We start from the raw sequence: 25,662 nt of genomic DNA on the forward strand, positions 1-25,662 counted from the left end.
TTACACTGATCAATGTAGATTTTTCTGCGTAAATCATTTTGATCTGCGGGAATATTATGAACCTCTTCATGTTGAATTTACTTCAGCATCTATTAATAAATTAGATTACGCTCAGGATGATGATTGATTAAGTAATTACGCTTAATTTACCGCTGCTGATTTTTCAAAGGCGTTAACAGATATTCCAAGCCATTCACCCGTATTTCGAACATGGTAGCCATTAAATCGCCTAATTTGCCTTTAGGAAAGCCTTTGTCTTTATACCAGAGCAGGTAGCTTTCGGGGATATTGCAGATTAGATAGCCTTTATACTTGCCATAAGGCATTTGCATTTTGACTAAATCGAGTAATAAGGTAGGATCCATTAAAGTATAAAATCTAAATAGTTTTCTTTGTTAATGATAGAAAATGAGGCGTGTGGATAGTTTTTAGCAAAAAAACCAGGTATTTTCTTTTTTTGATTACTCCATTTAAAGTCTACTGCAACCATCTCTCCATTTTTAGTTTCAATTAAATCAATTTCCTGCTGGTCATATGTTCTCCAGAAATAATACTGAGCACCCTGTTGTTCGTAGTTGGTTTTTTTAATCCGTTCACTAAACCCATAGTTTTCCCATAAAATACCCTGATCATTCCGAAGTGATAATAATCTAAAATCATTGATAATTGCATTCCGGATACCGTTATCATAAAAATACCATTTCGAAGATTTGGTAACCTCTTTACGGAGGTTGTTGCTATATCCGCCAATTTTATAAATAATAAATACCTTCGAAAGCAAATCAAGATAACGGTCAACAGTATTTTTGCTGATTCCTAATGATCTGGAAAGCTCATCTATTGAAACCTCTGAACCAATTTGCAGGGCAATAAGCTTTAACAGATCAAATAGTTTATTACTGTTTTGAATGTTTTCATAGATCAAGATATCCTTTAACAAATATGATTTTACTAATTCTGTTAGGTATTGAGATTTTTCTGCCAACGTTTCCAATTGAAATATTTCAGGATATGAACCAAAAATCAACCGCTCTTCCAGATTTTGAGCAGTTTGTAAGCCATTTTCACCTGGTGCTAATTCTAGTTGCGCAATCGGATACAAATAGTAGGTTATACTTCTGCCTGTAAGCGGTTCACCGGTTTGATTAGAGAGGTCAAATGCTGATGAACCACTCGCTATAATCGTCAAATCTTTAAAGCTGTCAATTAGCAACTTTAAAATTTTGCCAATGTCAGGAATCACCTGTGCTTCATCAATGACCAATAATTTACTATTTCCTAAAATTCTTTTATAGTTAGCTGTAGTTCTGGTAGCAAGTAAGGTTTGAATATCCTGATCCTCTCCGTTTAAAAAAATATATTCAATATTTGCTTCAGCGGTGATTTGTTCAATCAGCCATGTTTTGCCAACCCTTCTTGTTCCGAAAAGTAAAATCACTTTATTCTTTCCTATTTTATGGAGAATTGTTGATTTTAAATATCTGGAAATTTGACTTTGCATAATCCAAATATAGGTAAATTTTGTTAATTCAGTCAGTCAACTGACTGAATTAACGTTAATTCAGTCAGTTGACTGACTGAATTAACGTTTTTAATCAATGAGTTCTAAAGTTTGAATGGCTTCTTCAATCGTACTTACGTTATCAAATGCAATGCGCAAAGTATTTTTAACTTCTTTCAAGTTGCACATTCTTGGGTGATTCTGAGCGAAAGTTAAAATTCTGGTAAAAGTATTGGAGTCAAAATACTTCGATTGTTTATCACTTAAGAAATACCCTCGCAGGCTATTTTTCTTAAAGCTAATTTTCTCAAAGCCAAGTTTCTTTCCAAACCATTGCAAACGCACCACACTTAACATGGTTTTTACCTGTGGCGGAACCGGACCAAAACGATCGGCTAAATGTTTTTCAAAAATGGCTAGTTCAGTTTCATTGCTTAATTTAGAAAGCTCTGTATATAGGTTATAACGTTCGGTAATATTGGTAATGTAGGCATCAGGAATATATAGCTCCAAGTCTGTATCTACCTGCGTAAAGCCAACAAATGGCCGTTCTGGCTCATTCTCAAACAAGCCTTTAAATTCTGCTTCTTTCAGTTCCTGAATGGCTTCATCTAAAATTTTATGGTACATTTCAAAACCAATTTCGGCGATAAAACCACTTTGTTCAGCCCCTAGTAAGTTTCCGCTACCGCGGATATCCAAATCTCGCATGGCAACATTAAATCCACTCCCCAGGTCAGAAAATTCTTCAATTGCGCTTAAGCGTTTTCTGGCTTCAGACGTTAAGGTAGAAAGCGGTGGTGACAATAAGTAGCAGAAAGCCTTTTTATTGCTCCTGCCTACACGTCCACGCATCTGGTGTAAATCGCTCAGGCCAAACATGTGTGCATGATTGATGATGATGGTATTGGCATTCGGAATGTCCAAACCTGCCTCAATAATTGTGGTTGCAACCAAAACATCTTTTTCACCATTGATAAAATCAAGCATTACATCTTCCAGCGCATCGCCATCTAATTTTCCATGGGCAATACCAATTCTGGCTTTTGGTACAAGTTTTTGAATCATCCCGCCCAGTTGCATTAAATCATTTACACGATTGTGAATGAAGAAAACCTGTCCGCCGCGGTCTAATTCAAACTGAACAGCTTCCTGAATCAATTTATCATTAAAAACATGAAGCTCGGTACTTACCGGTTGGCGGTTTGGCGGTGGCGTGCTGATGATGGATAAATCCCTAGCGCCCATTAATGAAAAGTGTAGCGTTCTTGGAATTGGTGTAGCAGTTAGCGTTAAAGTATCTACATTTACACGAACGGCTTTTAAACGCTCTTTCGCAGTTACGCCAAATTTCTGTTCTTCATCAATAATCATGATGCCCAGGTCTTTGAACTTCACATCCTTACTCAGCAAACGATGGGTACCAATCAGAATATCAACCTTGCCGGCTGCGGCTTCTGCCAGTGTATCTTTGATCTGTTTATTGGTCTTAAAACGGTTAATATAATCTACCGTAACCGGAAAATCCTTTAACCTTGAAGAGAAAGTTTTAAAATGTTGCAACGCTAAAATGGTGGTAGGAACTAGGATAGCAGCCTGCTTCCCTTCTGCAACTGCTTTAAATGCTGCACGAACAGCAATTTCTGTTTTTCCAAAACCCACATCACCACAAACTAAACGATCCATCGGATGTGGTGCTTCCATATCCTTTTTCACATCCTGGGTAGCTTTGAGCTGATCGGGCGTATCTTCATAAATAAAGGAAGCCTCTAGTTCGGTTTGTAAATAACCATCGGGAGAGAAAGCGGTTCCGGCCTGTGTTTTTCGCAATGCATAAAGCTTAATCAGATCGCGGGCAATGTCTTTAACTTTTTTTTTTGTGGTTTTTTTGAGCTTGTCCCAGGCGTCAGTACCGAGTTTATTCATTTTTGGTACACCACTCTCCTTTCCGCTGTATTTGGCAATACGGTTGAGTGAGTTAATGTTCACATAAAGCAAATCATTATCGGCATAGATTAAACGAATCATTTCCTGCGTTTTGCCATTTACTTCCACCTTTTCTAATCCGGCATATTTTCCAATACCATGATCAATATGGGTAACATAGTCACCAGATTTTAACTCGCGTAAATCTTTAAGTGTAATGGCCTGACTTTTCTGATAACCCTTTTTAAGCTTGTATTTATAGTAACGGTCAAAAATCTGATGATCGGTATAAAAAGCCGTTTGAATTTGAGGATCAACAAAACCTTCGCGCAACATGCTATTAATCGGTGTGAATTTAGCCGATTTATCTATGTCATCCAAAATGGCATATAAACGTTCAATTTGTTTCGGAGAATCAGTAAAAATAAAATTGACAATCCCTTCTTTTTCATTTTCTTTGAGGTTATGAATCAGTAAGTTAAAATCCTTATTAAATGATGGCTGCGGTTTGGTTTCAAACTCAAACCGATCGTCTGTTTTATAAAAAAACTGCTTCCCAAATTCCACTAAAGGAAAGTCATGCAAATGATCGCCCAAAAGTTTTTCATCACTGAAAGCAAATTTTGGATCAATCCATTCGGGATTCTGATTTTTATCTGCCAGTGGAAGTGCCTTCCAAAGTTCTACAGCTTTTTTATAACCGGCTTTTACAATATCTAGGGTAAACTCTACATCTTTAAGCCAAAGCTGTGTATCCCGATCGATATAATCGAGGATGCTGATGTTACTTTCGGTTAAGAATTTAGCTTGTACATTTGGAACAATCGTAAGCGATTTAACACTATTTACCGAAAGCTGACTTTCAATTTCAAAGCTGCGGATACTTTCTACCTCATCGCCAAAAAACTCAATCCGGAAAGGCAAATCTGAAGAAAAAGAAAAGATATCTACAATACCACCACGGATAGAGAATTGTCCGGGCTCATAAACAAAATCACGCCTGTCGAAATCATAATCGATTAAAAATTCATTAATAAAATCAATGCCCAGTTTAGCACCGAGGCTAATTTCCAATGTGTTTTTCTCTAACGCAGAGCGATCAATTACCTTTTCGGCGATGGCTTCTGGATAGGAAACCACAATTTTTCCATACTCCGAATCGTGGTTAAGTTCATTTAGTACTTCCGCACGAGCCAATACATTGGCGGTATCTACCTGGGTAAAATCAAAAGATTTACGGTATGATGAAGGAAATAATAAAACCTGTTTATCCAAAACGCTCTCCAGGTCAGATTGAAAATAAGCTGCCTCCTCCCTATCCGGAAGAATAAAAAGTATGGGTTTATGAAGTAAAAAGTAAGAAGAAAGTGCTACAATGGCGTCGGCAGAACCTACCAATCCCTTTAATTGTATCTTCGGGCTTTTAGTACTATTTAACGCTTTGGTAAACGCTGTTACCCGATCGTCGGTTTTATATCTGTTTATTAAATCACGAATGTTCAAGGCACAAAAATAAGCTTAATCTTTAATATTAACCCGCATTTTTGTTAAAGGTTTTTTAAGTTTGTGCAAGTTTGTTCGAGTGCAGGTACGGATTCGTCGGATTATATCTGCAGTTTGTCGAATAGGCGTCTATCCGTGTAACAAAGCAAGTTTCAAATCCTCTAAAATACATAAATTGAAAGCATGAAATACATTAAAAACTTCCCGTTAGAACTGATGTTCTGGGTGATGGCTTTAGTGTTACTGGCAACAGCAAATGGTCATGAGCATCACTTTACACTTTGTCCGCTGGCTAACTTAGGCTACCAGGGCTGGTGTCCGGGATGTGGATTGGGCAGGTCAATCAGCCATATTTTTCATGGCAATTTTGCCGAAAGTTTCGCTGAACACTGGTTCGGATTTCCGGCACTTTTAATTATAGTTTATAGAATATATATATTAATCAGAAATAGAGAAACTTTAACCTTAAATACATAAAAACCATGGATATATTTCAATCACCTTTAATGTCGTTACCAGGTATAACGCCAGAAGAATATGCCTATTTGCAACAAGCCACAACAGGCTTAAATGAACAGCAGCTCCGCAATTTTTTAATGATTTACGGCAGCAGAAGAAAACAACCATCAGAAATTTTATTACTGGCCTTAATTGGTTTTGTAGGCTTCGCCGGAATACACAGATTCGTCATCGGACAAATTGGAATGGGTATTTTATACTTCTTTACTGGTGGTTTGTGTATGATTGGAACCATTGTAGATGTAATCAACCATAAAAGCCTTGCATTTGAATACAACCAGAAAGCGGTTTTCGAAAGTTTACAAATGGTAAGAATGGGTGGCGGATTTCAATAAACATCGAGAAATCCCGGTAGAAATTCAAAGTCCGCATCCGAAGAAAAATCGGTTTTGCGGACTTTTCGTTTTTTGTCAGGTTCTAAAATATTTTACTTTCAAACAGAAACCCTAAAATTTCTATATTTATACCATGAGATTATCAGAAATAACGAATTACCTGGAAAGCATTGCCCCTTTGAATTATCAGGAAGACTATGATAATGCGGGATTAATTGTTGGCGATCCTAAAATGGAGATTCGTGCTGCCCTGGTTGCTTTAGATTGCATCGAATCCATTGTAGATGAAGCTATTTCTACAGGCTGTAACCTGATCATTACCCACCATCCCATCATTTTTAAAGGCCTGAAAAAACTTAATGGTAAAAACTATGTAGAACGCGTTGTGCTTAAGGCCATCAAAAATAATATTGCCTTATATGCCATTCATACCAATCTTGACAGCATTCATACCGGCGTCAATGCCCGAATTTGTGAACGTTTAGGCCTAACGGGAACGAAGGTGCTTTCGCCTAAAACAGGCTTATTAAAAAAACTGGTGACTTATTGTCCACATGCACAGGCAGAGCAATTGCGGTCGGCATTGTTTTATGCCGGTGCGGGAAACATTGGAAACTATAGCGAGTGCAGCTTTAATGCCGATGGTTTTGGAACATTCAAAGGAAATGAAGATGCCGATCCGTTTGTTGGAGAAAAAGGTATTCGTCACCGCGAACCGGAAGTGCGGATTGAAATGGTTTATCCCACACAAGCGGAAAGAAAAATTTTAGTGGCATTATTTGAAAATCACCCTTATGAAGAGGTGGCTTACGATATTTATCAGCTTGAGAACAAACATCAACTGGTTGGTTCTGGCATGATGGGCTGGCTGGAGTACGATATGGATGGTTATGATTTTTTGCATTTGGTAAAGGATCGTATGCAGGCTAAAGTAGTTAGGCACACCGAAGTAATTGGAAAAAGAATTAAAAAAGTGGCTGTATGCGGTGGTTCGGGGAGTTTCCTTTTAAAGGAGGCGATTGCTGCCGGGGCCGATGCTTTTATCACTGCAGATTTTAAATATCATGAGTTTTTTGATGCAGAAGAAAAAATCATCATTGCCGACATCGGACACTTTGAAACTGAACAATTTACATCCAATTTATTGCTTGAAATTATTCAGAAAAAATTTACTAACTTTGCAATCCGTTTAACGGAGCAAAATACAAACCCCATAAATTACTTGTTTTAATGGAACAAACCGTAGAACAAAAGCTAAAAGCTTTATACGAATTACAAAATATCCACACTAAAATTGATAAAATCCGTCAGGTACGTGGCGAGTTACCGATGGAAGTTGCCGACTTAGAAGATGATGTTCTAGGATTAGAAACCAGAATTTCAAAAATTAAGGCCGAACTTGATGACCTGGAAGATTCTATCGTAACGCGTAAAAACACAATAAAAGACGCCCAGTCTGCCATCAAAAAATACGATACTCAATTAAAAGAAGTTAAAAACAACCGTGAATACGATGCTTTAACCAAAGAGATTGAGATTCAAGGTTTAGATATTCAGGTTTCTGAGAAAAAAATTAAGGAACACGGTTTTGAAATTACTTCTAAAACAGAAATCTATGAAGCTGCAAAAGCAGAATTGGAAGGAAGGAAAAAAGATTTAGAAGTTAAAAAGAGCGAACTTGATGTAATCACTGCTGAAACTGAAAAAGAAGAACAGGATTTACAAAAGAAAGCGGATAAAGCAGAGCCTCAAATTGAGGAGCGTTTATTGGTGGCTTACAAACGTTTGCGCAAAAATGCAGTTAACGGTTTGGCTGTTGTAACCATCGATCGTGATTCATGCTCAGGATGCTTTAACCAGATTCCTCCTCAACGTCAGCTGGATATCCGTCAACGTAAGAAAATTATCGTTTGCGAGCACTGTGGCCGTATATTGGTTGATGAGGCTTTAACACATGAAGTTGCAGAAGGCTAATCAGCACCTTCAATAAAGATTATAAAAACGTCCCGAGAATATCGGGGCGTTTTTTATTTTATACGCAAAACAAGAATAACATTTCAACGTTTAGTTCTTATTTAAGTTTAAGCGATCCAAACATCAATTCATCCAAACGTATATCATATCAAATGACTAAGACACAGCGTTTCATTATTCTTTCTGCTCTGTTAATATTTCCGTCTACCTCTCTATTTGCGAACTTTGATTTTAACAGCAATTGTCTGAAGGCGTATAAAAGTATTTTTGAACTAAAACTGGGTAATGCCAGGGCTTACATCTCTACCGAAAAAAAACAGCACCCCAATAATTCCATTATTCCACTGCTGGAAAATTATGTTGATTATTTTACACTGGTTACATCAGAAAGCAAAGCTGATTTTGATCGGCTTAAGGGTAATAAATCCGTACGTTTAGATCAAATTAGTGACGATGACAAAAAATCACCATATTATCTTTATGCACAGGCTGAAATAAATTTACAATGGGCTTTAATTCGGGGCCGTTTTGGAGAGTTTTTTAATGCGGCGATGGAAGTGAAGAAAGCCAATAGCTACCTTCAGGAAAACGCCAGGAAATTCCCGGATTTTCAACTCAACTTTAAAGGTCTCGGTTTAATCAATGCTGTTTTAGGAAATCTGCCCGATGGTGCATTAAAGACAGCCTTATCTGCTTTTGGTATTAAAGGAAACCTTGAAACAGGGCTAAATATGTTTGAAAAACTTGCAGATAACCTGCCTAAATCTACCTATGAGCCATTTTATGATGAAGTGGTTTTTTATTATGCTTACGTACTTAGTGATGTGGCCCATAGTTCGTCTGCTTATGCCAAAACAATGAAATATACGGAGCGCATTGCAGATACCAGTCTTTTAAAAAGCTATCTACAAGGTTATGTTTGTTTGAAAAATGCACATAACGACGAAGCCATTCAAATTTTAGCTAAAAAGCCGGAAAGCGGGGTTTATCAGCCCTTTCCTTATCTTGATTATCTGGAGGGCCTCGCTCATCTCAATAAATTAGATCTTAATGCGGGTATTTATTTTAACCGCTTTTTACAGTCGAATAAGGGGGTAAATTATATTAAAGATGCCAATCTTCATCTTGCATGGATTTCGCTTTTAAAAGGTGATAAAGCCGGGTATAATACATTTGTGGCTAAAGCTATAAACAACGGTTACCTCTTTACGGAAAAAGATAAGCAAGCTAAAAATGAGGCAGCGGCACCTTTGCCACCTGTCGATCTCCTGAAAACCAGGTTGTTATTTGATGGAGGATACTTAACCAAAGCCCTGCAGGTACTGGCTGACAGGCAAACCGCAGATTATGCAAGTGAAAAAGACAAAGCTGAATTTAATTATCGATTAGGCAGGGTTTATGATGGGTTAAATAAAGATGATCAGGCATTGGTTTATTACCAATCCGCCATTAACCAGGGTAAAAGCTTAAAGTATTATTTTGCGGCAAATTCTGCCGTGCAAATGGGCAAAATTTATGAGAAAAAGAAGAATGCTATAAAAGCAAAAGAGGCTTTCAATACAGCCATAGCCATGAAAAATCACGAATATGAAAACAGCATTGAAAGCCAGGCGAAAGCAGGTTTAAAAAGGCTGGCTAATTAAAACCGATATACAAATGCATTAATGTGCATTCCTGCACCCACTGAAGCGAAAACGGCAACGTCTCCTGCTTTAACTTTATATCCTTTAACTTCCTCTTTTAAAACCAGATCCAGCAAGGTAGGCACGGTGGCAACGGAACTGTTGCCTAACCACGAAATGGTCATAGGTACCAGGTTTTCCGGAACGGTATCTTTGCCATAAAGTTTAAATAAACGTTTCATTATGGCGGTATCCATTTTGCCATTTGCCTGGTGAACAAATACAATGTTTACATCTTCTACACTTAATCCGGCCTTATCAATAGCCTTTTTGATGACTTGTGGAACCTGAACGACAGCAAATTCATATAATTTACGACCATTCATCTTCAAATAGTAATTGCCATTTGTTTCTTCCGGATGTGCGCCTTTGCCCATCGTGAGTAAATTACCATAGTTAACAGCATGGGTTTCTGTTTTATGTGCGATGATCCCTTTCTTTTGCGTCTCTTCTTCTTTTCCTTCAAAAATGACTGCACCTGCACCATCTGAAAAAATCATACTATCACGATCGTGTGGATCAATGATTCTGCTCAACGTTTCTGCACCAATTACCATTACCTTTTTGGCATCTCCGCTTTTAATAAAATAATCGGCCTGTATAGCACCCTGTACCCAACCCGGACAGCCAAAGATGATGTCATAAGCAACACAATCTGGATTTAAAATACCCAGCTGTTGTTTTACCTTTGCGGCGAGTGACGGCAAAATATCTGTTCTGTTGCTGCCTAATGGAATGTCTCCGAAGTTATGACAAAAGATAATGTAGTCTAATGTTTCCTTATCAATACCTGCATTTTCAATGGCCTTTTCTGCAGCTTTTGCACCAATATGATTGCTTAACAGCTCTTCCCCAACGTATCTTCGTTCTATGATTTCTGTAATCTCAGAGAACTTGTGAATAATCTCTGCAGGATCTTTATCAATACGATTTCCGTTCTCAAAAAAAGTCGAATTCAGGAATTCGTTACCAGAAATTATGTGGTCAGGAATATAACTTCCCGTACCGGTTATTACTGTATTTATTACTTTGCTCATAAATTATAATACCGCATACTAAAACGGTATGTAGTATAAAAATATCAATTATATTCGAATTTGGAAAATAAATAAATTTTTAGCGTTGCTTATTTTCGAGTGCAAACTTTAATAATCCGCTTTTACCAGTCACATTTAACTTCTGGGCCATATTTTTACGGTGTGTATCAACAGTATTTAAACTGATAAATAATTTTTGGGCAATCTGCATGGAGGTGTAATCTTCACGGATGAGCTGGAGTATTTCCATCTCTCTGGAGGTAAGGTTATGCCTTTTTTGAAATTGATCATCAATGTTATAAACTGCGTTGGATTGCACAATGGTTTTTAGTTTATTAAAGTGCTTTTCGCCATTCTGAATGCCCGTAAGAATTTTGAATAAGGTTTCGGCATCGGTATCCTTCTGAACAAAGGCCTTTACGCCTATTTCTTCGAGCTTAGTGGCCAGTTTTGTTGTATGATACATCGAGAGTACCATGATTTTAACAGCTGGAAATAATTGCCTGATCTTTTCAGAAGCCGTTTCGCCATCCATAACCGGCATATTTAAATCGATGATTAAAATATCCGGCAAATGGTGATTGAGCAGGTGCAGCATTTCCTTGCCGTTGGCAGCTGTACCGATGATTTTAAATTGAGCCTGTGTAGAAAGGATGGCCGATAATCCTTCGGCAAATAGTTTATGATCATCGGCAATCATTAAGGTAATGTGGTCTTTTTCCATGCTTATTAGGAATTTAATGGAATATCAATGCTGGTGGTGGTGCCGTTTGGATTGCTGTCAATCTGTATTCTACCATTCAGATATTTGACCCGCGAGCGGATGTTTTGTAAACCAAGGCCGTTTTTATCGGTTTCCGGATTAAAACCGATGCCATTATCTTCTGCCATAATATTGATTCTGTCATCAAATGATAAGATTTGTATGGTCGCCATGGAAGCACAGGAATGCCTGATGATGTTGTTGATCAGTTCATTTACCATCCGGTAAATGGTAATTTCCATTGCACTATGGATAGGATGCTCCACCTGAAATATAAAATCAAAAACTATTTTACCAGAATGGTTAAGACTTTTGAAATGTTCATTAAGGGTTTCAATTAAGCCTGCATGTTCAAAATTTTTAGGCATCAGGTTATGTGAAATGGCCCTGAGGTCTATACAGGCTTTTTCAATCATGCCAATAGTTTGATCATAGAAGGAACGTTCTGCTTCAGTGAGCTGAAGCGCTTTGCGCTGAAAAGCGGTGATGTTGAGTTTGATGATGGACAGCGTGCCACCCAGATCATCATGGAGATCTCTGGCCAAACGGCTTCGTTCATCCTCCTGCGCATTGAAAATACCATCTGCAAGTTCTATCTGGTGTTTGCTTTTTTCTTCCAGCAGTACCTCCTTTTCCTTTTTTAAAAAATTGTAGCGTTGTGTAAGGGCAAAGGATAAAAAAATAATCTCTGCCGTTAAACCCACCACAAGTCCGTTGGGCTTGAAAAGATTAAAATTGGTAATGCCTAAAGTGTTAAACACATAGTTAAACACCCCAAATAAAAGCATTATGGTAGCAGTGAGGTAATACCAGCCCAGTGTATAACCGGCCTTAATTCTTTCTGTTACGCAGATGACGATAATGATAACGGTGAGCAGTGCCAAAAGGTTGTTGATGTAAAAAACCGTTTTTTCAAGAAGTATAAACGATTTAAACAGCATGAACACCGGGATGGCAGACATCATCCAGCAGAAGCGTTTATAGAGATTTGTAAACCTGAATAGGCGGCTGTTGGACTGGTTCTGATTGATGAAAAGCTGCATCACCTGGATTAATAAACCACAGCTCAGGGAAGCCATAATCAAGCGCATATAATCCTGCAGACCAGGAAAATCGGGGTAAAACCACTGAAAAGCCAGTCCTTCTTCTTCCAGGATAAAAATCAACGTACAAAAAATATATAGCGCATAATATAAATGAATGCGATCTCTGACGGAGGCGAATAATAACAGGTTAAAAATGACAGCAAAAATGAAAACCCCGGTATAAAATCCAAATAAAGTATGTTGCGGGATTTCTGCCTGGATAATATTGATATCGCGGCCGATCGACATGGGCATATACATATTCTGCCCGCGTTTATCTGCCCACAAGAAAAAGGTAGCCTTTTCATGTGCAGTCAATATGATCGGATAAATGAAGCTGCGGTTTTGGTAAGGTCTTTTTTTAAACGGAAAATGATCTCCGGTTAAGCCAAGAGGATGAATTTTCCCGCTTTCATCCTGTTTATAAAGTTGTAACCTGTTGACGCTTGAGCTGTGTTCTTTAAACATCAGGTGAACGGCCTGATCTAAAGTATTTTCGATATCAAAAGCAATCCAGAAATAGGATTGGGTATAGCCCTTGCTAAAAACTTTTCCCGGAGTAAGTGGCGTGAGCTTACGGACATTCTTGTATCGCACAATAGAATCAATGGTCAGGTTCAAATGCTTGTCTTCATAAAAATAACCATGTTTGCTGATGCTGAACTTAAGGGCAGTATCAATTAAAATAGGATTTCCTGTTTGAGCAGAACATAAGCGTAGGGAAAGAAAAAAAAGTAAAATGAGATTGAATAAATTTTTATTCATCGTTGGAGCGTTTGCTAGTAAAAATATAAAATTAAAATGTATTTGCTCATCAGGCATAAAGTTTCCCTTATTTTATATCTAACCTCATATAAGTGTTAAACATTTAAATATAAATCGGTTATGAATATTTGAATATACCGGATAGCGGGTATATGCGGGATGGATGGCTTGGTATTACTTTTACTGAATCTCAAACAATCTAAAAAACGCAAATCATGAAAAAGCTCTTAACCGTATTGTTTTATTGCCTGCTTATTGGTCAATCTTTCGGCCAGTCAAATGGCAAAAGCACCGATATTATCGGACAGTCCTTTGTAACCAAAACCAATATTTCAGTAAAAGTTTATGATCCGATAAACAATAAAATTGATACGAGCCTATCTTTTTTATTAAAAAACGACACAAAATTTTATATACACGAAATAGTAGAAAATGGTTATATAATATCAGTGTGGAATTATAGTCTTGATTCAAATAAAGTAAAATTCTATAATCAGTTAACTGAAAATAGATCAAAAGACAGGAACGCGACGAAATCGTTTAATAGAAATAAAAATAACACAGGAGGTTCCAAGAATGTTGATTCGGCTTATAGAATATTCAAATCTGATATTGGAATTGACACGGCACAAATAAAAAATAAGACCTTACATAATTTTAAATATAAAAATTTGGCCTATGTTGATTCTTGGGGGAATAACATGCAGTTTTTTATTTCGCTTAAAGACTTTAATGATAAATGTGAATCTATCTATCCGCATAAAAAAGGATTTACCTGGGGTTTTTTAACATTACCGATTAAGGCTAGATTTGGCAATTCGAAGGCACCGTTTACTTTTGAAGAAAAGATAAATTTTGGAATATCTGCGGGTATAAGATGGCAGCATGTTAATAGGGTATATTCTGCCAGCAATTTGCTAGGAGGCGTATCAGTAGGTGGTGTTAAACTTGACAAAGACAATTCTGCTTCTGCGCTGTCTTTTTCCGCAGGATATATGTATCAATATGACAAGTTCCAGATAGGGCTGTTTACAGGCGTGGACTTTATTGATAAATCTGCTACTGCAGTCAGCTGGGGATACCAGGGAAAGCCATGGGTAGGTTTTGCCATTGGATTTAGCTTGTTTGGCCAGGGTAATCCAACCGTAGCTGGAGAACAAAGTCAGAAATAATCCATTGAAAACTATTTATCCGGTTATGAAAAAAATAACGCTTCTTATTCTATCACTATCTTGTTTTATACAAATTAAAGCACAAGATTCCACGCGCTATCTGAATCTTAGGTTCATAGACTTTTATCGTCAAAACCATCCATTATCTTATTTTGCGCCACTAGGAGAGTTAGGATCTAAAAATAAGTATGTTTTTACAGCCAGGTTAACCACTTCATTTATGGCGTTAGGAACAAAAGGATCAAGATTAGCCATCGCAATAGTGCCAGACTTTACAATCAGAATGCTTAATATCAAATCAAGTCCAGTTTACACACCGGATTTTCGGATTGGTGTTGCGGCATATTATCGGTTAAATACTGATGAAGTTAATTACAAATATAGTACTGCTGGTTTTATGCACCATTCCAATGGCCAAGATGATACACCAAGGCCAATTGTTGGAACATTAAGTTATAAAAACTGGGATTTTTATACGAATTATGTTTATTTGAGATATAATTGGGGTAAAATAGACCATGATGATTTAGCCACCTGGACCTCTATAAATCATCAGCTTGAATTTAAAAATCAGATCTTTAATTATAATCCCATTTTAAAAGGTGATTATGGTTTTAGTAGAATCAGCTATAACTTTTCATATCGCACTTATGTTTATTTTAAAGATTTGTTCACCGAAAATGATATCTTGCTTACAGCAAAAAATAAAGGGAAACTTCAGGAAACAAATAGTGGATATCTTAACAAAGAACGATTTCGCTGGAATTTAGACATTTCTTACGCAGTTAATAAATATGATAACTATAATTTTTTTGCAACGAAGAGAAGGTTAAATGCAGAAGCTTCAGGATTTTACTCGCCATTTTTTATGCGACAAACGGCCTTTAGTCTCGCTGTTGGATATTATGGCGAAGATCCCTACAATATTTATTTTAAAGATCGTTACGCCTGGGTTAGAGCAGGAATAGCCGTAGGCTTTTTAAAGTATACAGCTAAGAGCAAGGGATATGTGAGCAATTAAATTAACTCAAATCATCAATCATAAAAACAAAAAGCTCTTTCGGACCGTGGGCGCCTAAAACCAGTGTTTTTTCGATGTCTGCGGTTCTGCTTGGGCCGGTAATGTTACTGATCATGGAAGGAATCTGATTACCGTATTTATTTTTTAATAACTGAAAACCATCTTTCAGGTCTAAAACCAACTGGCTGGTTTTCGCAATCACAATGTGATGGTGTGGAAAGATGCTTAATCTCCTGCCAGCGGCACCACTGTTGCTTACCATTACGCTTCCGTTGCGGGCAATCAGGGCTTCACACAATGTGATGCCCACCTCAGCCTGTTCAAAATCTTTATCCGTCTGATAAAAGGGAAACTCATATTTGGCTAAAAAATCCTGAAGTTCTGGTTCCCAGCAATAGATTTTACGCCATTTAAATCGATCAGCCAATTGAAGCATGTTTTCAAAAAAATCGATCCCATCTTCACAAAAAATAAAATTACCAGATATTGCTGTAAGTTGTTCAGCAAATAAAACTTCAAGTTCGGCTGTATTTCTCTTATACAACGGACTTTCCTCTAAATTTGGATATGGATTTTCACGTTTTTCTAAAAGTGCTTTTCTTATTTTTTTTAAGATCTGCTCTTTCGCTGTCGTATTATCTTTCATTGGAATAAAAAAATGAACCCTTGAACTTATCAAAGCTCAAGGGTTCAAACATATGTATAATTGTGTTGATATGCAATTTAACGCATAATAACCATTACTCTTTTTCTGCTGCCGGGTTTAATCCGTTCACTTCTTTATTGATATCGGTATCGCTTACACCATCATGAATAAGTCCTTCAGCGGCCGGACTTTGGTCTCCGGTTCCGTTTACAAATTCATCATAAGTTGTGCGGGTATCAAAAGGACGCTTGCCTAAAATTTCTTCCAGATCTGCCTGGAATAAAATCTCTTTTTCCAGGAGTTTTTGCGCCAGTTTTTCTAAGCCATCCTGTTTGTCAAGCAATAATTGTTTGGTTTTGATGTACACATCGCCAATCAATTTACGAACCTCTACATCAATCAGTTCAGATGTTTTTTCAGAATAGGGTTTGTTAAAGTTGTATTCGTTCTGTGGATCATGGAAAGAAACATTTCCTACTGCTTCATTCATACCATAAATACTTACCATAGCATATGATAATTTAGTGATACGTTCCAAATCATTTTGTGCACCAGTTGAAATCTTGCCAAAAGTAATATCTTCAGCCACACGGCCACCCATTGTCATACACATACCATCAATTAATTGCTCAGTGGTGTATAGGAATTGCTCCTTCGGAAGATATTGCGCATAACCTAATGCCGCTACGCCACGCGGAACAATCGAAACTTTAACCAATGGATCGGCATGTTCTAAGAACCAGCCCGCAATGGCATGACCTGCTTCGTGATATGCAACAATTCGTTTTTCTTCAGGAGAGATGATTTTATTTTTCTTCTCCAAACCACCAATCACACGGTCAATGGCATCCTGAAAGTCTTGCATGTCAACCTGTTCTTTGTTTCTACGCGCAGCAATCAAAGCCGCTTCATTACAAACATTGGCAATTTCTGCACCGGCAAAGCCAGGGGTTTGTGCAGATAGTTTTTTAGCATCTACTTCTTCGGACGTTTTAATTGGTTTTAAGTGAACATTGAAAATATGCTCACGGCCAACTAAATCCGGCTTATCGATAGAAATCTGCCTGTCGAAACGACCTGGACGTAAAAGTGCTGAATCCAGTACATCCGGGCGGTTGGTTGCGGCCAGAATGATAATTCCTGAATCGGTTCCGAAACCATCCATTTCAACCAATAATTGGTTTAAGGTATTTTCACGCTCATCGTTTCCGCCCATCACACTGTTTTTACCACGTGCACGGCCAATGGCATCAACCTCATCAATAAAGATGATACATGGCGCCTTGTCTTTGGCTTGTTTAAACAAATCCCTTACACGTGATGCACCAACACCTACAAACATCTCTACGAAATCTGAACCAGATAAAGAGAAGAAAGGTACCTGCGCTTCACCTGCAACGGCTTTTGCTAATAGGGTTTTACCTGTACCAGGAGAACCAACCAATAATGCGCCTTTAGGTATTTTACCACCCAGGTTAGTGTATTTTTTAGGGTTTTTAAGGAAATCTACAATTTCCATCACCTCTTGTTTCGCTTCTTCAAGACCAGCTACATCATTAAATGTGATGTTTACCTGGCTTTCTTTATCAAATAAAGTAGCTTTTGATTTACCGATACTGAAAATCTGACCTCCGCCAGCACCTCCGCCGCCCATACGGCGCATCATAAAAATCCAGAATCCAATTAAAAGCAATAAGGGAAGACCAATATTAACCAGTAAACCCATGAAAGGATTGCTGCGGCTATCTTTTTCTGCCAGAATTGGTTTTTGTCCGGGAGGCAGGTTTTTCTGAGATTCGGCTAATTGCTTATCCAGACCATCCATTGTACCCGCATTGAAATATACTGTAGGGCCGGTGTTTACTGCAGAAAAAGTACCCGTGCTTTTATATTTTTTATATTCAGGTTTATTTTTCAGGGCTTCAGGTTTGATGTAAACTTCAACCTTAACCAAATCTTCTGACCGGTAAGCCACTAAACGTTCAACATCTCCGGTTAAAAGCATTTTGCTTTCAAATTCCGGGTAATCTACTTTTTTGCCACCATCGCCAGAAAATAATAACTGGGCAGCGATAACTGCTATAATGATTGCTGCATAAATCCAGAAAACATTAAACTTTGGTCCTTTTTGTGGTTTTTTAGGAATGTTTGGTATTTTTCTTCCTATTTTTTTATTGTCGTTTATATTCTGATTATCGTTCATTGTCTTGTTCAAAATGGTTCTAACAGGTTATGCGCTTTGGTAATTTGTACTTTCAGCGTCTCCCCACAATTCTTCTATGCCATAAAAGTGGCGCTTTTCAGTTTTAAAAATGTGCACAACCACATCAAAATAATCAAGAATAATCCAATCTGCAGATTCCTGACCCTCTTTATGTCTTGGGTCGGCCTGAGTGGCCTTAAATATCTCTTTTTCTACACTATCTGCAATTGCTTTAACCTGAGTGCCGGAGTTGGCACTTGCAATTATAAAATAATCAGCTACTGAGGTGTGAATATTTCTAAGATCTAACCGCACTATATCTTCTCCTTTTTTTTCCTGTATGCCTTGTACAGCTAACTCAGAAAGGTAAGTAGAAAGGGCTACTATTTTCTTTTTTACCATTAAAATGCTTTAATTTTGGAATTATTATATTATAAATTCAACACTTGCAAAATAACACTTTTTCAACACTATTTGTTGGTCAAAATTTAATCAAATTAAAAGAGGTTGATTCTACCAATAACTTTTTAAAGGATCTGTTGTCAAAATCCGAGCCATTAGCTGAAGGTACTGTTATTATGGCAGATAATCAGGTTTCAGGAAGAGGACAGCAACAGCTGGTTTGGCAAACGGAACCCGGTAAGAATATCAGCATAAGCCTGTATCTGAAACCCGCATTCTTACCCCTTAATAAACAGTTTTATTTAAATATGGCAGTTAGTTTAGCTGTAAGAGAAGCTTTAGGTGATTTTATAGCTGAGGGGGTAAAAATCAAATGGCCTAATGATATTTATTACAGCAATAAAAAAATGGGCGGAATATTAATTGAAAACACACTGACAGGCGCTGTAATTAAATCTTCTGTTATTGGCATTGGTTTGAACATCAACCAGGTAATTTTTGCAGAGAGTATCGGTAATAAGGCTACTTCGCTGATGCAGATCATACAAAAGGAAACTGATTTGATGAACATTTTACAAAAAATTTCCATCTTTATGGAAAAATATTACCTCCTGTTGAAATCCGGCAGTTATGATATTTTACATAAAAATTACCTAAGCCAATTATACCATTATGATGTTAAGGCATCTTACTTTGCAAACGGAGAAGTTTTTGAAGGCGTAATTATGGGGGTAGATGAACGTGGCCGATTAATTATGCATACTGCGGAAGAACAGAAAACGTTCAATTTTAAAGAAATAGAATTTATACACACAAAATAAAACACACAATGAAAAAAATCACACTTGTATTATCTCTGGTATTATTTACCATTGCAGGAGCCTTTGCTCAAATTGAAAAACCGGTAACCTGGTCTTATGCCGCAAAAAAAATCAGTAAAACAGAGGCCGTTCTATATTTAAAGGCAACGATAGAAGACAGGTGGCATATTTATTCGCAGAATGTGAAGGATGGCGGCCCCGTAAAAACAACATTTACTTTTTCTCCTTCTAAAGATTTTTCATTAGTCGGAAAACCGGTTGAGCCGAAAGCCATTGTGAAATATGAAGATACTTTTAAAATGAATGTGAGCTATTTTGAAAAATCGGTGATTTTTCAACAAAAGATTAAACTAAATAAAGCTGCCACAACAGTTAAAGGTAAATTAGAATTTATGGTTTGTAACGATAAGCAATGCCTTCCTCCGGAAGAGATTGAATTTAGTATTCCGGTTAAATAATTGATTAGAAGAAACTTAGAAACAGTCCCGACAAAATCGGGACTGTTTCGTTTTAAAGTAAAATCTATCTGTCATCACCACTTCCCGGCTTATCATTTATAAAAATTATGCTTAATTTCACGGCCTAAACACACAAACACACAAATGAAAAAGTTTTTTATATTGTTTTTAACAGCTACAATGTTTATGACATTGCCTGCTGTTAAGGTTTATGCCAGCGTTAATCAAGATACAACGACTGTGGCACCACCAGATGATATGGTATTTACCGAGGTAGGCTCGGCACAGGATAGTGCTGTTAATAAAATTGTAAAAGATTCGGTTAAAAAGGATACTGTTAAATCTACTGTTGCAGTTAAAAAAGCTGGAGATGAAGAGAAACTAACGCTCTGGCAAACTTTCATCAAAGGATTGTTATTTGGATTTGCAGCGATCTTAATGCCATGTATCTTCCCAATGCTACCCTTAACAGTAAGTTTTTTTACTAAAAAGGCAGGTAGTAAAAGCAAGGCTGTCGGTCAGGCCATAATTTATGGCTTATCAATTATTGTTATTTATGTTGCCCTAGGCATGCTGGTAACTATTGCCTTTGGTTCTGATGCGCTCAATGCACTCTCTACTAACGGAATTTTTAATGCCTTTTTCTTTTTAATGCTGGTTGTTTTTGGGGCATCCTTTTTAGGCGCATTTGAAATTACTTTGCCAAGTGCATTTGTTAATAAAATTGATGCAAAATCTGATAAAGGCGGCCTAATGGGTATATTTTTTATGGCCTTTAGTTTAGCCCTGGTTTCATTCTCCTGTACCGGACCATTAATTGGTACCTTATTAGTAGATGCCGCATCAAAAGGTGATAGATTAGGCCCGGCGGTTGGTATGTTTGGGTTTTCATTTGCTTTAGCCATTCCATTTGCATTATTTGCCTTGTTCCCTTCATTATTGAAATCATTGCCAAAATCTGGCGGATGGTTGAACAGTGTAAAAGTAGTTTTGGGATTTATTGAACTGGCTTTTGCTTTTAAATTTTTATCAAATGTAGATCTGGCTTACCATTGGAATTTGTTAGATAGAGAGGTTTTCTTGGCCATATGGATTGCCATCTTTACCTTGATGGGGATTTATTTATTGGGTAAAATTAAATTTTCGCACGATAGTGATCTGCCTTATTTATCCGTTCCAAGAACGTTTTTGGCCATATTAGTCTTTGCCTGGGTCGTTTATTTGGTTCCGGGAATGTGGGGTGCACCATTAAAATCCATTAGTGCTTTTTTACCACCTACCGCAACGCAGGATTTCGATTTGAATAATTTAACAGCCGCACAACCCATTACAGAGACTAAAACATCAATCAAAGAGAAAAAGTATGCAGAACTCTTTCATCGTTTAACGCCTAAAGGGTTTGATCCTTATTATGATTTTGAACAAGCTAAACAGGCATCTAAAGAACTTGGCAAACCAGTTTTAATAGATTTTACGGGTTGGAATTGTGTAAATTGCCGGAAAATGGAAAATAATGTCTGGTCAAATGCCGAAGTTGCCAAAAGACTTAAGAACGATTTTGTAATGGCTGAATTGGTAGTTGATGATAAAACGGAACTGCCTGTTTCGGAACATTATGTTTCAACATTCAGCAAAAAAAAGATAAATACGATAGGTAAAAAATGGAGTGATTTTCAGGCAGCAACATTTAACAGCAATTCTCAGCCACAGTATGTGATTGTTGATGGCGATGGACATGTTCTTGTTCCACCACAGGGAGCTGATTATGAACCTGAAAATTACATTAAATTTTTAGACAGCGGAAAGGCAGCTTTCCAGAACAAAAACAAATGAGTAAGATAAAGAACATTGGTGTTTTAACCTCTGGCGGAGATTCGCCAGGCATGAATGCCGCAATCCGGGCTGTAATCAGGGCCTCCATTTATTATGATATTGAAGTAACAGGGTTTATCCGTGGATACGAGGGATTGATCAACAATGATTGTATTCCAATGGATAGAAAATCTGTGGCCAATATCATTCAACGTGGCGGAACAATGCTAAAAACAGCACGCAGTGAAGCTTTCAGGACAGTAGAAGGAAGAAAAAAAGCTTATCAGCACCTGAAAGAAAAAGAAATTGATGCTTTGGTTGTGATTGGTGGAGATGGAACATTTACAGGGGCAAATGTCTTTGCTAAAGAGTTTGATTTTCCTATTGTTGGCCTGCCCGGAACAATTGATAACGATTTAGCCGGAACTGATTTCACGATTGGTTATGATTCTGCCATTAACACCGTAATTGATGCGGTTGACCGGATCAGAGATACTGCAGAATCTCACGACAGACTTTTTATTGTGGAGGTAATGGGACGCGATTCGGGATTAATTGCCTTGAGGAGTGGTATTGGCGTAGGTGCCGAGGCCATCATGATCCCAGAAGCCAATATGAATGCTGATGATATTTTACATAAATTAGAACATAGCCGAAAAGATAAGGCTTCTAAAATTATTATTGTTGCCGAAGGTGATGATAATGGCGGTGCATTTAAAGTGGGCGAAATTCTGCAGGCCAAATACCCTCATTACGATACGAAAGTTTCTGTTTTAGGGCATATTCAACGTGGCGGAAAACCAACCTGTATGGATCGTGTATTGGCAAGCCAGTTAGGCGTGGCCGCAGTGGAAGGTTTAATAAATGGTGAAAGAAGTGTAATGGTTGGACAAATGAACAGGGAGATTGTGTTTACACCTTTTGATCATGCCATTAAGCATATTGATGCAGAAAAAGTAAGTTCGAAGTGGCTAAAGCTAATTGATATTTTATCTTTCTAGTTTGCCTCATATACCATAAAAGAAAAGTCTTTCCCGCACCGGAAAGACTTTCTGTTTTTGCTTAGTTTCGCTATAAGCAATCTCTTAATCTTCTAAAATAACGGCTGTACCATTGGCGCTTACCATTAGCATACTTCCGCCGCTGCCCACCGTTTCATAGTCTAAATCGACACCAACAATCGCATTTGCACCTAAAGCAGCAGCATATTGTTGCATCTCATACACTGCGGTATCTTTTCCTTCACGCAAAACCCGTTCATATGAACTTGATCGTCCTCCAACAATATCTGTAATACCTGCAAATAAATCCTTGAAAATATTTGCGCCGATAATGGTTTCACCTGTAACCAGGCCGATATATTTAATAATTCTTCTGCCCTCCACTGTAGGCGTTGTGGTTACTAACATAGCTTGATTTTTTCTATATTAGAATATTTTACCATTAAAATGTTACATGTATTTTTAAATCAGTTATATTTTAGCAATAATTAAAGAAGTAAGTCTGCTACTTCTTCCCAGGTGTTTACACGTTCATATTCCGTAACCAGTAAATTATGCGGAGAAGTAAACAATAAAGGACGGCCAGGGAAATTGATGAAGTTCTTGGTTCGGTCATCAATGATGATATCTGTATTTACGATTTTATTTCCGCAGAACATGATGTGTTGCCAGTCAATAAATGGAAAATGTTCAGCCAGCCAGTCATACTTATCCACTAGAGAATTTCTAAATTCCATGGCTGCGGAAACAATATAAACATCGTATTTTTCCTGCAATGCTTTAATTACACGCTGGCTATCTGCAATTACTTCTAAATCACGAAAAAAACCAGGCTCATTAATATATTCAAACCATTTTTGATTTACCTCTTGAGGAACATGATGGAAAATTTCGTTTCCGGCATCGATTTTCAAATCCAGCGGAACATTATAATCCCGGTTATATAGTTTAATGAATTTGCCAACAGCGTCAGCAATTACTTCATCCATGTCAATCGCAATTTTTTTCATATGGGATGTGCAAATATTTTGAGCCAAATCTCCTGAAAATAAAGATATTAAACTATGTTTTTAATTTACAGTATTTTAGTTATCTTTGCAGCCCCGCAGTATGTAGCTCCGGGAACTATGTTGAATACATAAATACGAAAAGAAATGGCAACTAAAATCAGATTGCAAAGATTCGGTAAAAAAGGAAAGCCTTTTTTCCACGTTGTGGTAGCAGATTCCCGCTCTCCACGTGATGGTAAATTCATTGAGCGTTTAGGTTCTTATAACCCAAACACCAATCCTGCTACTATCGAAATTAACTTCGAAAAAACTTTAGCTTGGGTAAACAGTGGTGCACAACCAACTGATACAGCTCGTGCTATCCTATCTTACAAAGGTGTTTTATACAAAAAACACTTAGAAGGTGGTGTTAAAAAAGGTGCTTTAACACAAGAACAAGCAGACGAGAAATTTGCTGCCTGGGTTGATGCTAAAGCTGGCAAAATCTCTGGTAAAACTGAAGGTTTAGCTACTTCTAAAGCAGATGTGCGTAAAGCGGCATTAGCAGCAGAAGCTAAGAAAAAAGAAGACAGAGCAGCAGCAATTGCAGCTAAAAATGCACCAGTTGCAGAAGAGGTTGTTGAAGAAGAAGCACCAGCTGTTGAAGCTGAAGCAACTGAAGAAGCTCCTGCAGCAGAAGCTACTAAAGAAGAAGGAGCAGAATAATTTTAATTATTTTGTTTCAAAAAATAGCGTTCCGAATTTCGGAACGCTATTTTTATATAAGCTATTTTTTATTCAATATCATTATTGCGAAGTACGAAGCAATGACGATAATACAATGAGTTTAAGGAATGAAACACGAAGAAGCATTTTATGTAGGTTACGTTACGAAAACCAGGGGTTTAAAAGGAGAGGTACAAGTATTCTTTGAGTTTGATGAATACGAGCAGCTTGAATTTGATGTTGTTTTTGCAGACATGAATGGAAAGCTTGTCCCTTACTTTGTAGCGGAGTCGAAATTACAAGCAAATAAAACGGGTTATTTTAATTTTGATGATGTTGATCATATTGATAAGGCACAACCTTTGTTGAAGAAAAAATTATATCTGCCCTTAAGCCAAAAGCCCGAGCGTGACGAAAGTGAGTTTTTCTATACAGATTTAAGAGGTTTCATGGCCATTGATAAAACAATAGGCAAACTTGGCGAAATTTTAGAAGTAAATGAATATCCACAGCAATTCGTGGCAACGGTGATGTATCAGGAAACTGAGATTCTTTTTCCCTTAAATGAAGATTTTATCATAGAGATTGATGATGAAGAAAAAATCTTAAATTTAGATCTACCCGAAGGCCTGCTGGATGTTTACCTGGCAACATAAAGCTCAGGCTTATCAGTTTTTGTTTTCTTTATCGTTTAGCCATTATGAAGCGTTTATTTATTATTGTTGCTGCGGCGTGGCTATTGGTAAGTTGCAGCCAGAATAAGCAGCCTGAAGACCATAACAAGGTAGCAAAAACAAGACCTGTAAAGACCCAGAGAGACACGATTGAAGCGGTAGCTTTAAGCGCTTTAAAGGCCTTAAAAAATAAAGATTATACAGCATTTGCCTCCCATTTTCATCCGGTTGATGGAGTCAGATTTTCACCATATGGCTTTATCGATCAAACACATAAACATGTATTGGCAAAAGATTTTTTAGAAGCCATTGATAAAAACTGGACACTTACCTGGGGCCACTTTGATGGTAGCGGCGAAGCCATTAAAATGAAGGTTAAGCCTTATTTAGAGCACTTTATTTATGATGCAGATTATTTAAATGCGGATAAGAAAAGCTATGACACCATTATCGGCCAGGGCAATACCATCAATAATTTAAAAGAAAGTTACCCGCAGCTTCACTTTACAGAATATTACTTTAAAGGTACTGACGAAAAGTACAAAGGGCTAGACTGGAAAAGCCTGCGTTTTGTATTTAAAAAGCAAGGAAGCACTTATTATATTGTTGCGGTGATTCACGATCAGTGGACGGTTTAGTCTGCCGCA

The 25,662-nt window shown here is 37.4% G+C and carries 25 protein-coding genes; 14 read left to right on the forward strand and 11 right to left on the reverse strand.

Annotated elements, in window-relative coordinates:
• Positions 1 to 146: 146 nt before the first annotated feature.
• The 3 genes from OQ267_RS02415 to mfd all read right to left on the reverse strand — a co-directional run bounded on the left by OQ267_RS02415 (position 147) and on the right by mfd (position 4,930).
• A complete protein-coding gene (locus OQ267_RS02415; protein WP_131538210.1) occupies positions 147 to 365 on the reverse strand; it encodes a DUF3820 family protein in 219 nt (72 codons plus the stop codon).
• Positions 365 to 1,501 carry an ATP-binding protein gene (locus OQ267_RS02420; RefSeq protein ID WP_088301267.1) on the reverse strand — a complete coding sequence of 379 codons (1,137 nt, stop codon included), beginning with the start codon at positions 1,499 to 1,501 and terminating at the stop codon, positions 365 to 367. The genes OQ267_RS02415 and OQ267_RS02420 overlap by 1 nt, the downstream gene beginning before the upstream one ends.
• Before the next feature lie 90 nt (positions 1,502 to 1,591).
• Complete coding sequence (gene mfd, locus OQ267_RS02425; protein ID WP_265834753.1) at positions 1,592 to 4,930, reverse strand: transcription-repair coupling factor; 3,339 nt, start codon at positions 4,928 to 4,930, stop codon at positions 1,592 to 1,594.
• Between the two features lie 183 nt (positions 4,931 to 5,113).
• On the opposite strand from mfd, the gene OQ267_RS02430 reads away from it, so the two are divergent.
• The 5 genes from OQ267_RS02430 (at position 5,114) to OQ267_RS02450 (ending at position 9,401) form a co-directional block, all read left to right on the forward strand.
• Positions 5,114 to 5,407 (forward strand): DUF2752 domain-containing protein, encoded by a 294-nt coding sequence (locus OQ267_RS02430; protein WP_265834754.1) that lies wholly within the window; start codon positions 5,114 to 5,116, stop codon positions 5,405 to 5,407.
• Positions 5,408 to 5,412: 5 nt separating this feature from the next.
• Complete coding sequence (locus OQ267_RS02435) at positions 5,413 to 5,784, forward strand: TM2 domain-containing protein (protein ID WP_029281553.1); 372 nt, start codon at positions 5,413 to 5,415, stop codon at positions 5,782 to 5,784.
• A gap of 133 nt (positions 5,785 to 5,917) precedes the next feature.
• On the forward strand, positions 5,918 to 7,015 hold the full coding sequence (locus OQ267_RS02440) for a Nif3-like dinuclear metal center hexameric protein (RefSeq protein WP_088301264.1): 1,098 nt from the start codon (positions 5,918 to 5,920) through the stop codon (positions 7,013 to 7,015).
• Positions 7,015 to 7,758: a zinc ribbon domain-containing protein gene (locus tag OQ267_RS02445; protein ID WP_088301263.1), complete on the forward strand. Its 744-nt coding sequence runs from the start codon at positions 7,015 to 7,017 to the stop codon at positions 7,756 to 7,758. Before OQ267_RS02440 ends, OQ267_RS02445 begins: the two co-directional genes overlap by 1 nt.
• Before the next feature lie 152 nt (positions 7,759 to 7,910).
• Positions 7,911 to 9,401 carry a tetratricopeptide repeat protein gene (locus tag OQ267_RS02450; protein ID WP_265834755.1) on the forward strand — a complete coding sequence of 497 codons (1,491 nt, stop codon included), beginning with the start codon at positions 7,911 to 7,913 and terminating at the stop codon, positions 9,399 to 9,401.
• Here OQ267_RS02450 and OQ267_RS02455 read toward each other — a convergent pair.
• The 3 genes from OQ267_RS02455 to OQ267_RS02465 all read right to left on the reverse strand — a co-directional run bounded on the left by OQ267_RS02455 (position 9,398) and on the right by OQ267_RS02465 (position 13,090).
• The gene (locus tag OQ267_RS02455) at positions 9,398 to 10,477 is read right to left on the reverse strand and encodes a 3-oxoacyl-ACP synthase III family protein (protein WP_088301261.1); all 1,080 of its coding nucleotides are present in this window, start codon (positions 10,475 to 10,477) and stop codon (positions 9,398 to 9,400) included. The genes OQ267_RS02450 and OQ267_RS02455 overlap by 4 nt on opposite strands.
• Positions 10,478 to 10,556: 79 nt before the next feature.
• The gene (locus OQ267_RS02460; protein WP_265834756.1) at positions 10,557 to 11,201 is read right to left on the reverse strand and encodes a response regulator transcription factor; all 645 of its coding nucleotides are present in this window, start codon (positions 11,199 to 11,201) and stop codon (positions 10,557 to 10,559) included.
• A 5-nt stretch (positions 11,202 to 11,206) separates the two neighbouring features.
• Positions 11,207 to 13,090, reverse strand: coding sequence for a 7TM diverse intracellular signaling domain-containing protein (locus OQ267_RS02465; RefSeq protein ID WP_265834757.1), 1,884 nt, complete (start codon positions 13,088 to 13,090; stop codon positions 11,207 to 11,209).
• Positions 13,091 to 13,305: 215 nt separating this feature from the next.
• Here OQ267_RS02465 and OQ267_RS02470 point away from each other — a divergent pair, with 215 nt between their 5' ends.
• Complete coding sequence (locus tag OQ267_RS02470; RefSeq protein WP_265834758.1) at positions 13,306 to 14,262, forward strand: hypothetical protein; 957 nt, start codon at positions 13,306 to 13,308, stop codon at positions 14,260 to 14,262.
• Positions 14,263 to 14,266: 4 nt separating this feature from the next.
• Positions 14,267 to 15,283 carry a hypothetical protein gene (locus OQ267_RS02475; protein WP_265834759.1) on the forward strand — a complete coding sequence of 339 codons (1,017 nt, stop codon included), beginning with the start codon at positions 14,267 to 14,269 and terminating at the stop codon, positions 15,281 to 15,283.
• Position 15,284: 1 nt separating this feature from the next.
• Here the strand turns inward: OQ267_RS02475 and OQ267_RS02480 are convergent, their stop codons facing one another.
• From OQ267_RS02480 to rsfS, 3 genes are all read right to left on the reverse strand, one after another.
• Entirely contained in the window at positions 15,285 to 15,929 is a 645-nt protein-coding gene (locus OQ267_RS02480; protein ID WP_265834760.1) for a LutC/YkgG family protein, read from the reverse strand.
• A 94-nt stretch (positions 15,930 to 16,023) separates the two neighbouring features.
• Positions 16,024 to 18,132, reverse strand: a complete 2,109-nt coding sequence (gene ftsH / locus OQ267_RS02485) for an ATP-dependent zinc metalloprotease FtsH (protein WP_088301255.1) — start codon at positions 18,130 to 18,132, stop codon at positions 16,024 to 16,026.
• Positions 18,133 to 18,159: 27 nt separating this feature from the next.
• Positions 18,160 to 18,534 carry a ribosome silencing factor gene (rsfS, locus tag OQ267_RS02490; RefSeq protein WP_088301254.1) on the reverse strand — a complete coding sequence of 125 codons (375 nt, stop codon included), beginning with the start codon at positions 18,532 to 18,534 and terminating at the stop codon, positions 18,160 to 18,162.
• 44 nt (positions 18,535 to 18,578) lie between these two features.
• Between rsfS and OQ267_RS02495 the strand changes: the two genes are divergently transcribed.
• From OQ267_RS02495 to pfkA, 4 genes are all read left to right on the forward strand, one after another.
• Positions 18,579 to 19,355 carry a biotin--[acetyl-CoA-carboxylase] ligase gene (locus OQ267_RS02495; protein WP_265834761.1) on the forward strand — a complete coding sequence of 259 codons (777 nt, stop codon included), beginning with the start codon at positions 18,579 to 18,581 and terminating at the stop codon, positions 19,353 to 19,355.
• A gap of 8 nt (positions 19,356 to 19,363) precedes the next feature.
• On the forward strand, positions 19,364 to 19,813 hold the full coding sequence (locus OQ267_RS02500; protein ID WP_265834762.1) for a protein-disulfide reductase DsbD N-terminal domain-containing protein: 450 nt from the start codon (positions 19,364 to 19,366) through the stop codon (positions 19,811 to 19,813).
• 144 nt (positions 19,814 to 19,957) lie between these two features.
• Positions 19,958 to 21,646, forward strand: coding sequence for a protein-disulfide reductase DsbD family protein (locus tag OQ267_RS02505; RefSeq protein WP_265834763.1), 1,689 nt, complete (start codon positions 19,958 to 19,960; stop codon positions 21,644 to 21,646).
• Positions 21,643 to 22,626 (forward strand): 6-phosphofructokinase, encoded by a 984-nt coding sequence (gene pfkA / locus OQ267_RS02510; RefSeq protein ID WP_088301250.1) that lies wholly within the window; start codon positions 21,643 to 21,645, stop codon positions 22,624 to 22,626. Before OQ267_RS02505 ends, pfkA begins: the two co-directional genes overlap by 4 nt.
• Before the next feature lie 84 nt (positions 22,627 to 22,710).
• Here the strand turns inward: pfkA and OQ267_RS02515 are convergent, their stop codons facing one another.
• Together OQ267_RS02515 and OQ267_RS02520 are read right to left on the reverse strand one after the other, a co-directional pair.
• A complete protein-coding gene (locus tag OQ267_RS02515; RefSeq protein ID WP_265834764.1) occupies positions 22,711 to 23,034 on the reverse strand; it encodes a heavy metal-binding domain-containing protein in 324 nt (107 codons plus the stop codon).
• Between the two features lie 80 nt (positions 23,035 to 23,114).
• A complete protein-coding gene (locus OQ267_RS02520) occupies positions 23,115 to 23,636 on the reverse strand; it encodes a 5' nucleotidase, NT5C type (protein ID WP_265834765.1) in 522 nt (173 codons plus the stop codon).
• Positions 23,637 to 23,780: 144 nt separating this feature from the next.
• On the opposite strand from OQ267_RS02520, the gene OQ267_RS02525 reads away from it, so the two are divergent.
• The 3 genes from OQ267_RS02525 to OQ267_RS02535 all read left to right on the forward strand — a co-directional run bounded on the left by OQ267_RS02525 (position 23,781) and on the right by OQ267_RS02535 (position 25,653).
• The gene (locus OQ267_RS02525) at positions 23,781 to 24,341 is read left to right on the forward strand and encodes a 30S ribosomal protein S16 (RefSeq protein ID WP_088301248.1); all 561 of its coding nucleotides are present in this window, start codon (positions 23,781 to 23,783) and stop codon (positions 24,339 to 24,341) included.
• 128 nt (positions 24,342 to 24,469) lie between these two features.
• Positions 24,470 to 24,997 carry a ribosome maturation factor RimM gene (gene rimM / locus OQ267_RS02530; RefSeq protein WP_265834766.1) on the forward strand — a complete coding sequence of 176 codons (528 nt, stop codon included), beginning with the start codon at positions 24,470 to 24,472 and terminating at the stop codon, positions 24,995 to 24,997.
• A gap of 44 nt (positions 24,998 to 25,041) precedes the next feature.
• Positions 25,042 to 25,653 carry a hypothetical protein gene (locus OQ267_RS02535; protein ID WP_265834767.1) on the forward strand — a complete coding sequence of 204 codons (612 nt, stop codon included), beginning with the start codon at positions 25,042 to 25,044 and terminating at the stop codon, positions 25,651 to 25,653.
• The last annotated feature ends 9 nt before the right edge of the window (positions 25,654 to 25,662 follow it).

The sequence above is a fragment of the Pedobacter sp. MR22-3 genome (genome assembly GCF_026240075.1).
Classification (GTDB): domain Bacteria; phylum Bacteroidota; class Bacteroidia; order Sphingobacteriales; family Sphingobacteriaceae; genus Pedobacter.

Bases quoted from the DNA above. Each gene is read 5' to 3' on its own strand.
- OQ267_RS02415 (WP_131538210.1), bottom strand. From the start codon at position 365: ATGGATCCTACCTTATTACTCGATTTAGTCAAAATGCAAATGCCTTAT.
- OQ267_RS02420 (WP_088301267.1), bottom strand. From the start codon at position 1,501: ATGCAAAGTCAAATTTCCAGATATTTAAAATCAACAATTCTCCATAAA.
- OQ267_RS02430 (WP_265834754.1), top strand. From the start codon at position 5,114: ATGAAATACATTAAAAACTTCCCGTTAGAACTGATGTTCTGGGTGATG.
- OQ267_RS02435 (WP_029281553.1), top strand. From the start codon at position 5,413: ATGGATATATTTCAATCACCTTTAATGTCGTTACCAGGTATAACGCCA.
- OQ267_RS02440 (WP_088301264.1), top strand. From the start codon at position 5,918: ATGAGATTATCAGAAATAACGAATTACCTGGAAAGCATTGCCCCTTTG.
- OQ267_RS02445 (WP_088301263.1), top strand. From the start codon at position 7,015: ATGGAACAAACCGTAGAACAAAAGCTAAAAGCTTTATACGAATTACAA.
- OQ267_RS02450 (WP_265834755.1), top strand. From the start codon at position 7,911: ATGACTAAGACACAGCGTTTCATTATTCTTTCTGCTCTGTTAATATTT.
- OQ267_RS02455 (WP_088301261.1), bottom strand. From the start codon at position 10,477: ATGAGCAAAGTAATAAATACAGTAATAACCGGTACGGGAAGTTATATT.
- OQ267_RS02460 (WP_265834756.1), bottom strand. From the start codon at position 11,201: ATGGAAAAAGACCACATTACCTTAATGATTGCCGATGATCATAAACTA.
- OQ267_RS02465 (WP_265834757.1), bottom strand. From the start codon at position 13,090: ATGAATAAAAATTTATTCAATCTCATTTTACTTTTTTTTCTTTCCCTA.
- OQ267_RS02470 (WP_265834758.1), top strand. From the start codon at position 13,306: ATGAAAAAGCTCTTAACCGTATTGTTTTATTGCCTGCTTATTGGTCAA.
- OQ267_RS02480 (WP_265834760.1), bottom strand. From the start codon at position 15,929: ATGAAAGATAATACGACAGCGAAAGAGCAGATCTTAAAAAAAATAAGA.
- ftsH (WP_088301255.1), bottom strand. From the start codon at position 18,132: ATGAACGATAATCAGAATATAAACGACAATAAAAAAATAGGAAGAAAA.
- rsfS (WP_088301254.1), bottom strand. From the start codon at position 18,534: ATGGTAAAAAAGAAAATAGTAGCCCTTTCTACTTACCTTTCTGAGTTA.
- OQ267_RS02500 (WP_265834762.1), top strand. From the start codon at position 19,364: ATGAAAAAAATCACACTTGTATTATCTCTGGTATTATTTACCATTGCA.
- OQ267_RS02505 (WP_265834763.1), top strand. From the start codon at position 19,958: ATGAAAAAGTTTTTTATATTGTTTTTAACAGCTACAATGTTTATGACA.
- pfkA (WP_088301250.1), top strand. From the start codon at position 21,643: ATGAGTAAGATAAAGAACATTGGTGTTTTAACCTCTGGCGGAGATTCG.
- OQ267_RS02515 (WP_265834764.1), bottom strand. From the start codon at position 23,034: ATGTTAGTAACCACAACGCCTACAGTGGAGGGCAGAAGAATTATTAAA.
- OQ267_RS02520 (WP_265834765.1), bottom strand. From the start codon at position 23,636: ATGAAAAAAATTGCGATTGACATGGATGAAGTAATTGCTGACGCTGTT.
- OQ267_RS02525 (WP_088301248.1), top strand. From the start codon at position 23,781: ATGGCAACTAAAATCAGATTGCAAAGATTCGGTAAAAAAGGAAAGCCT.
- rimM (WP_265834766.1), top strand. From the start codon at position 24,470: ATGAAACACGAAGAAGCATTTTATGTAGGTTACGTTACGAAAACCAGG.
- OQ267_RS02535 (WP_265834767.1), top strand. From the start codon at position 25,042: ATGAAGCGTTTATTTATTATTGTTGCTGCGGCGTGGCTATTGGTAAGT.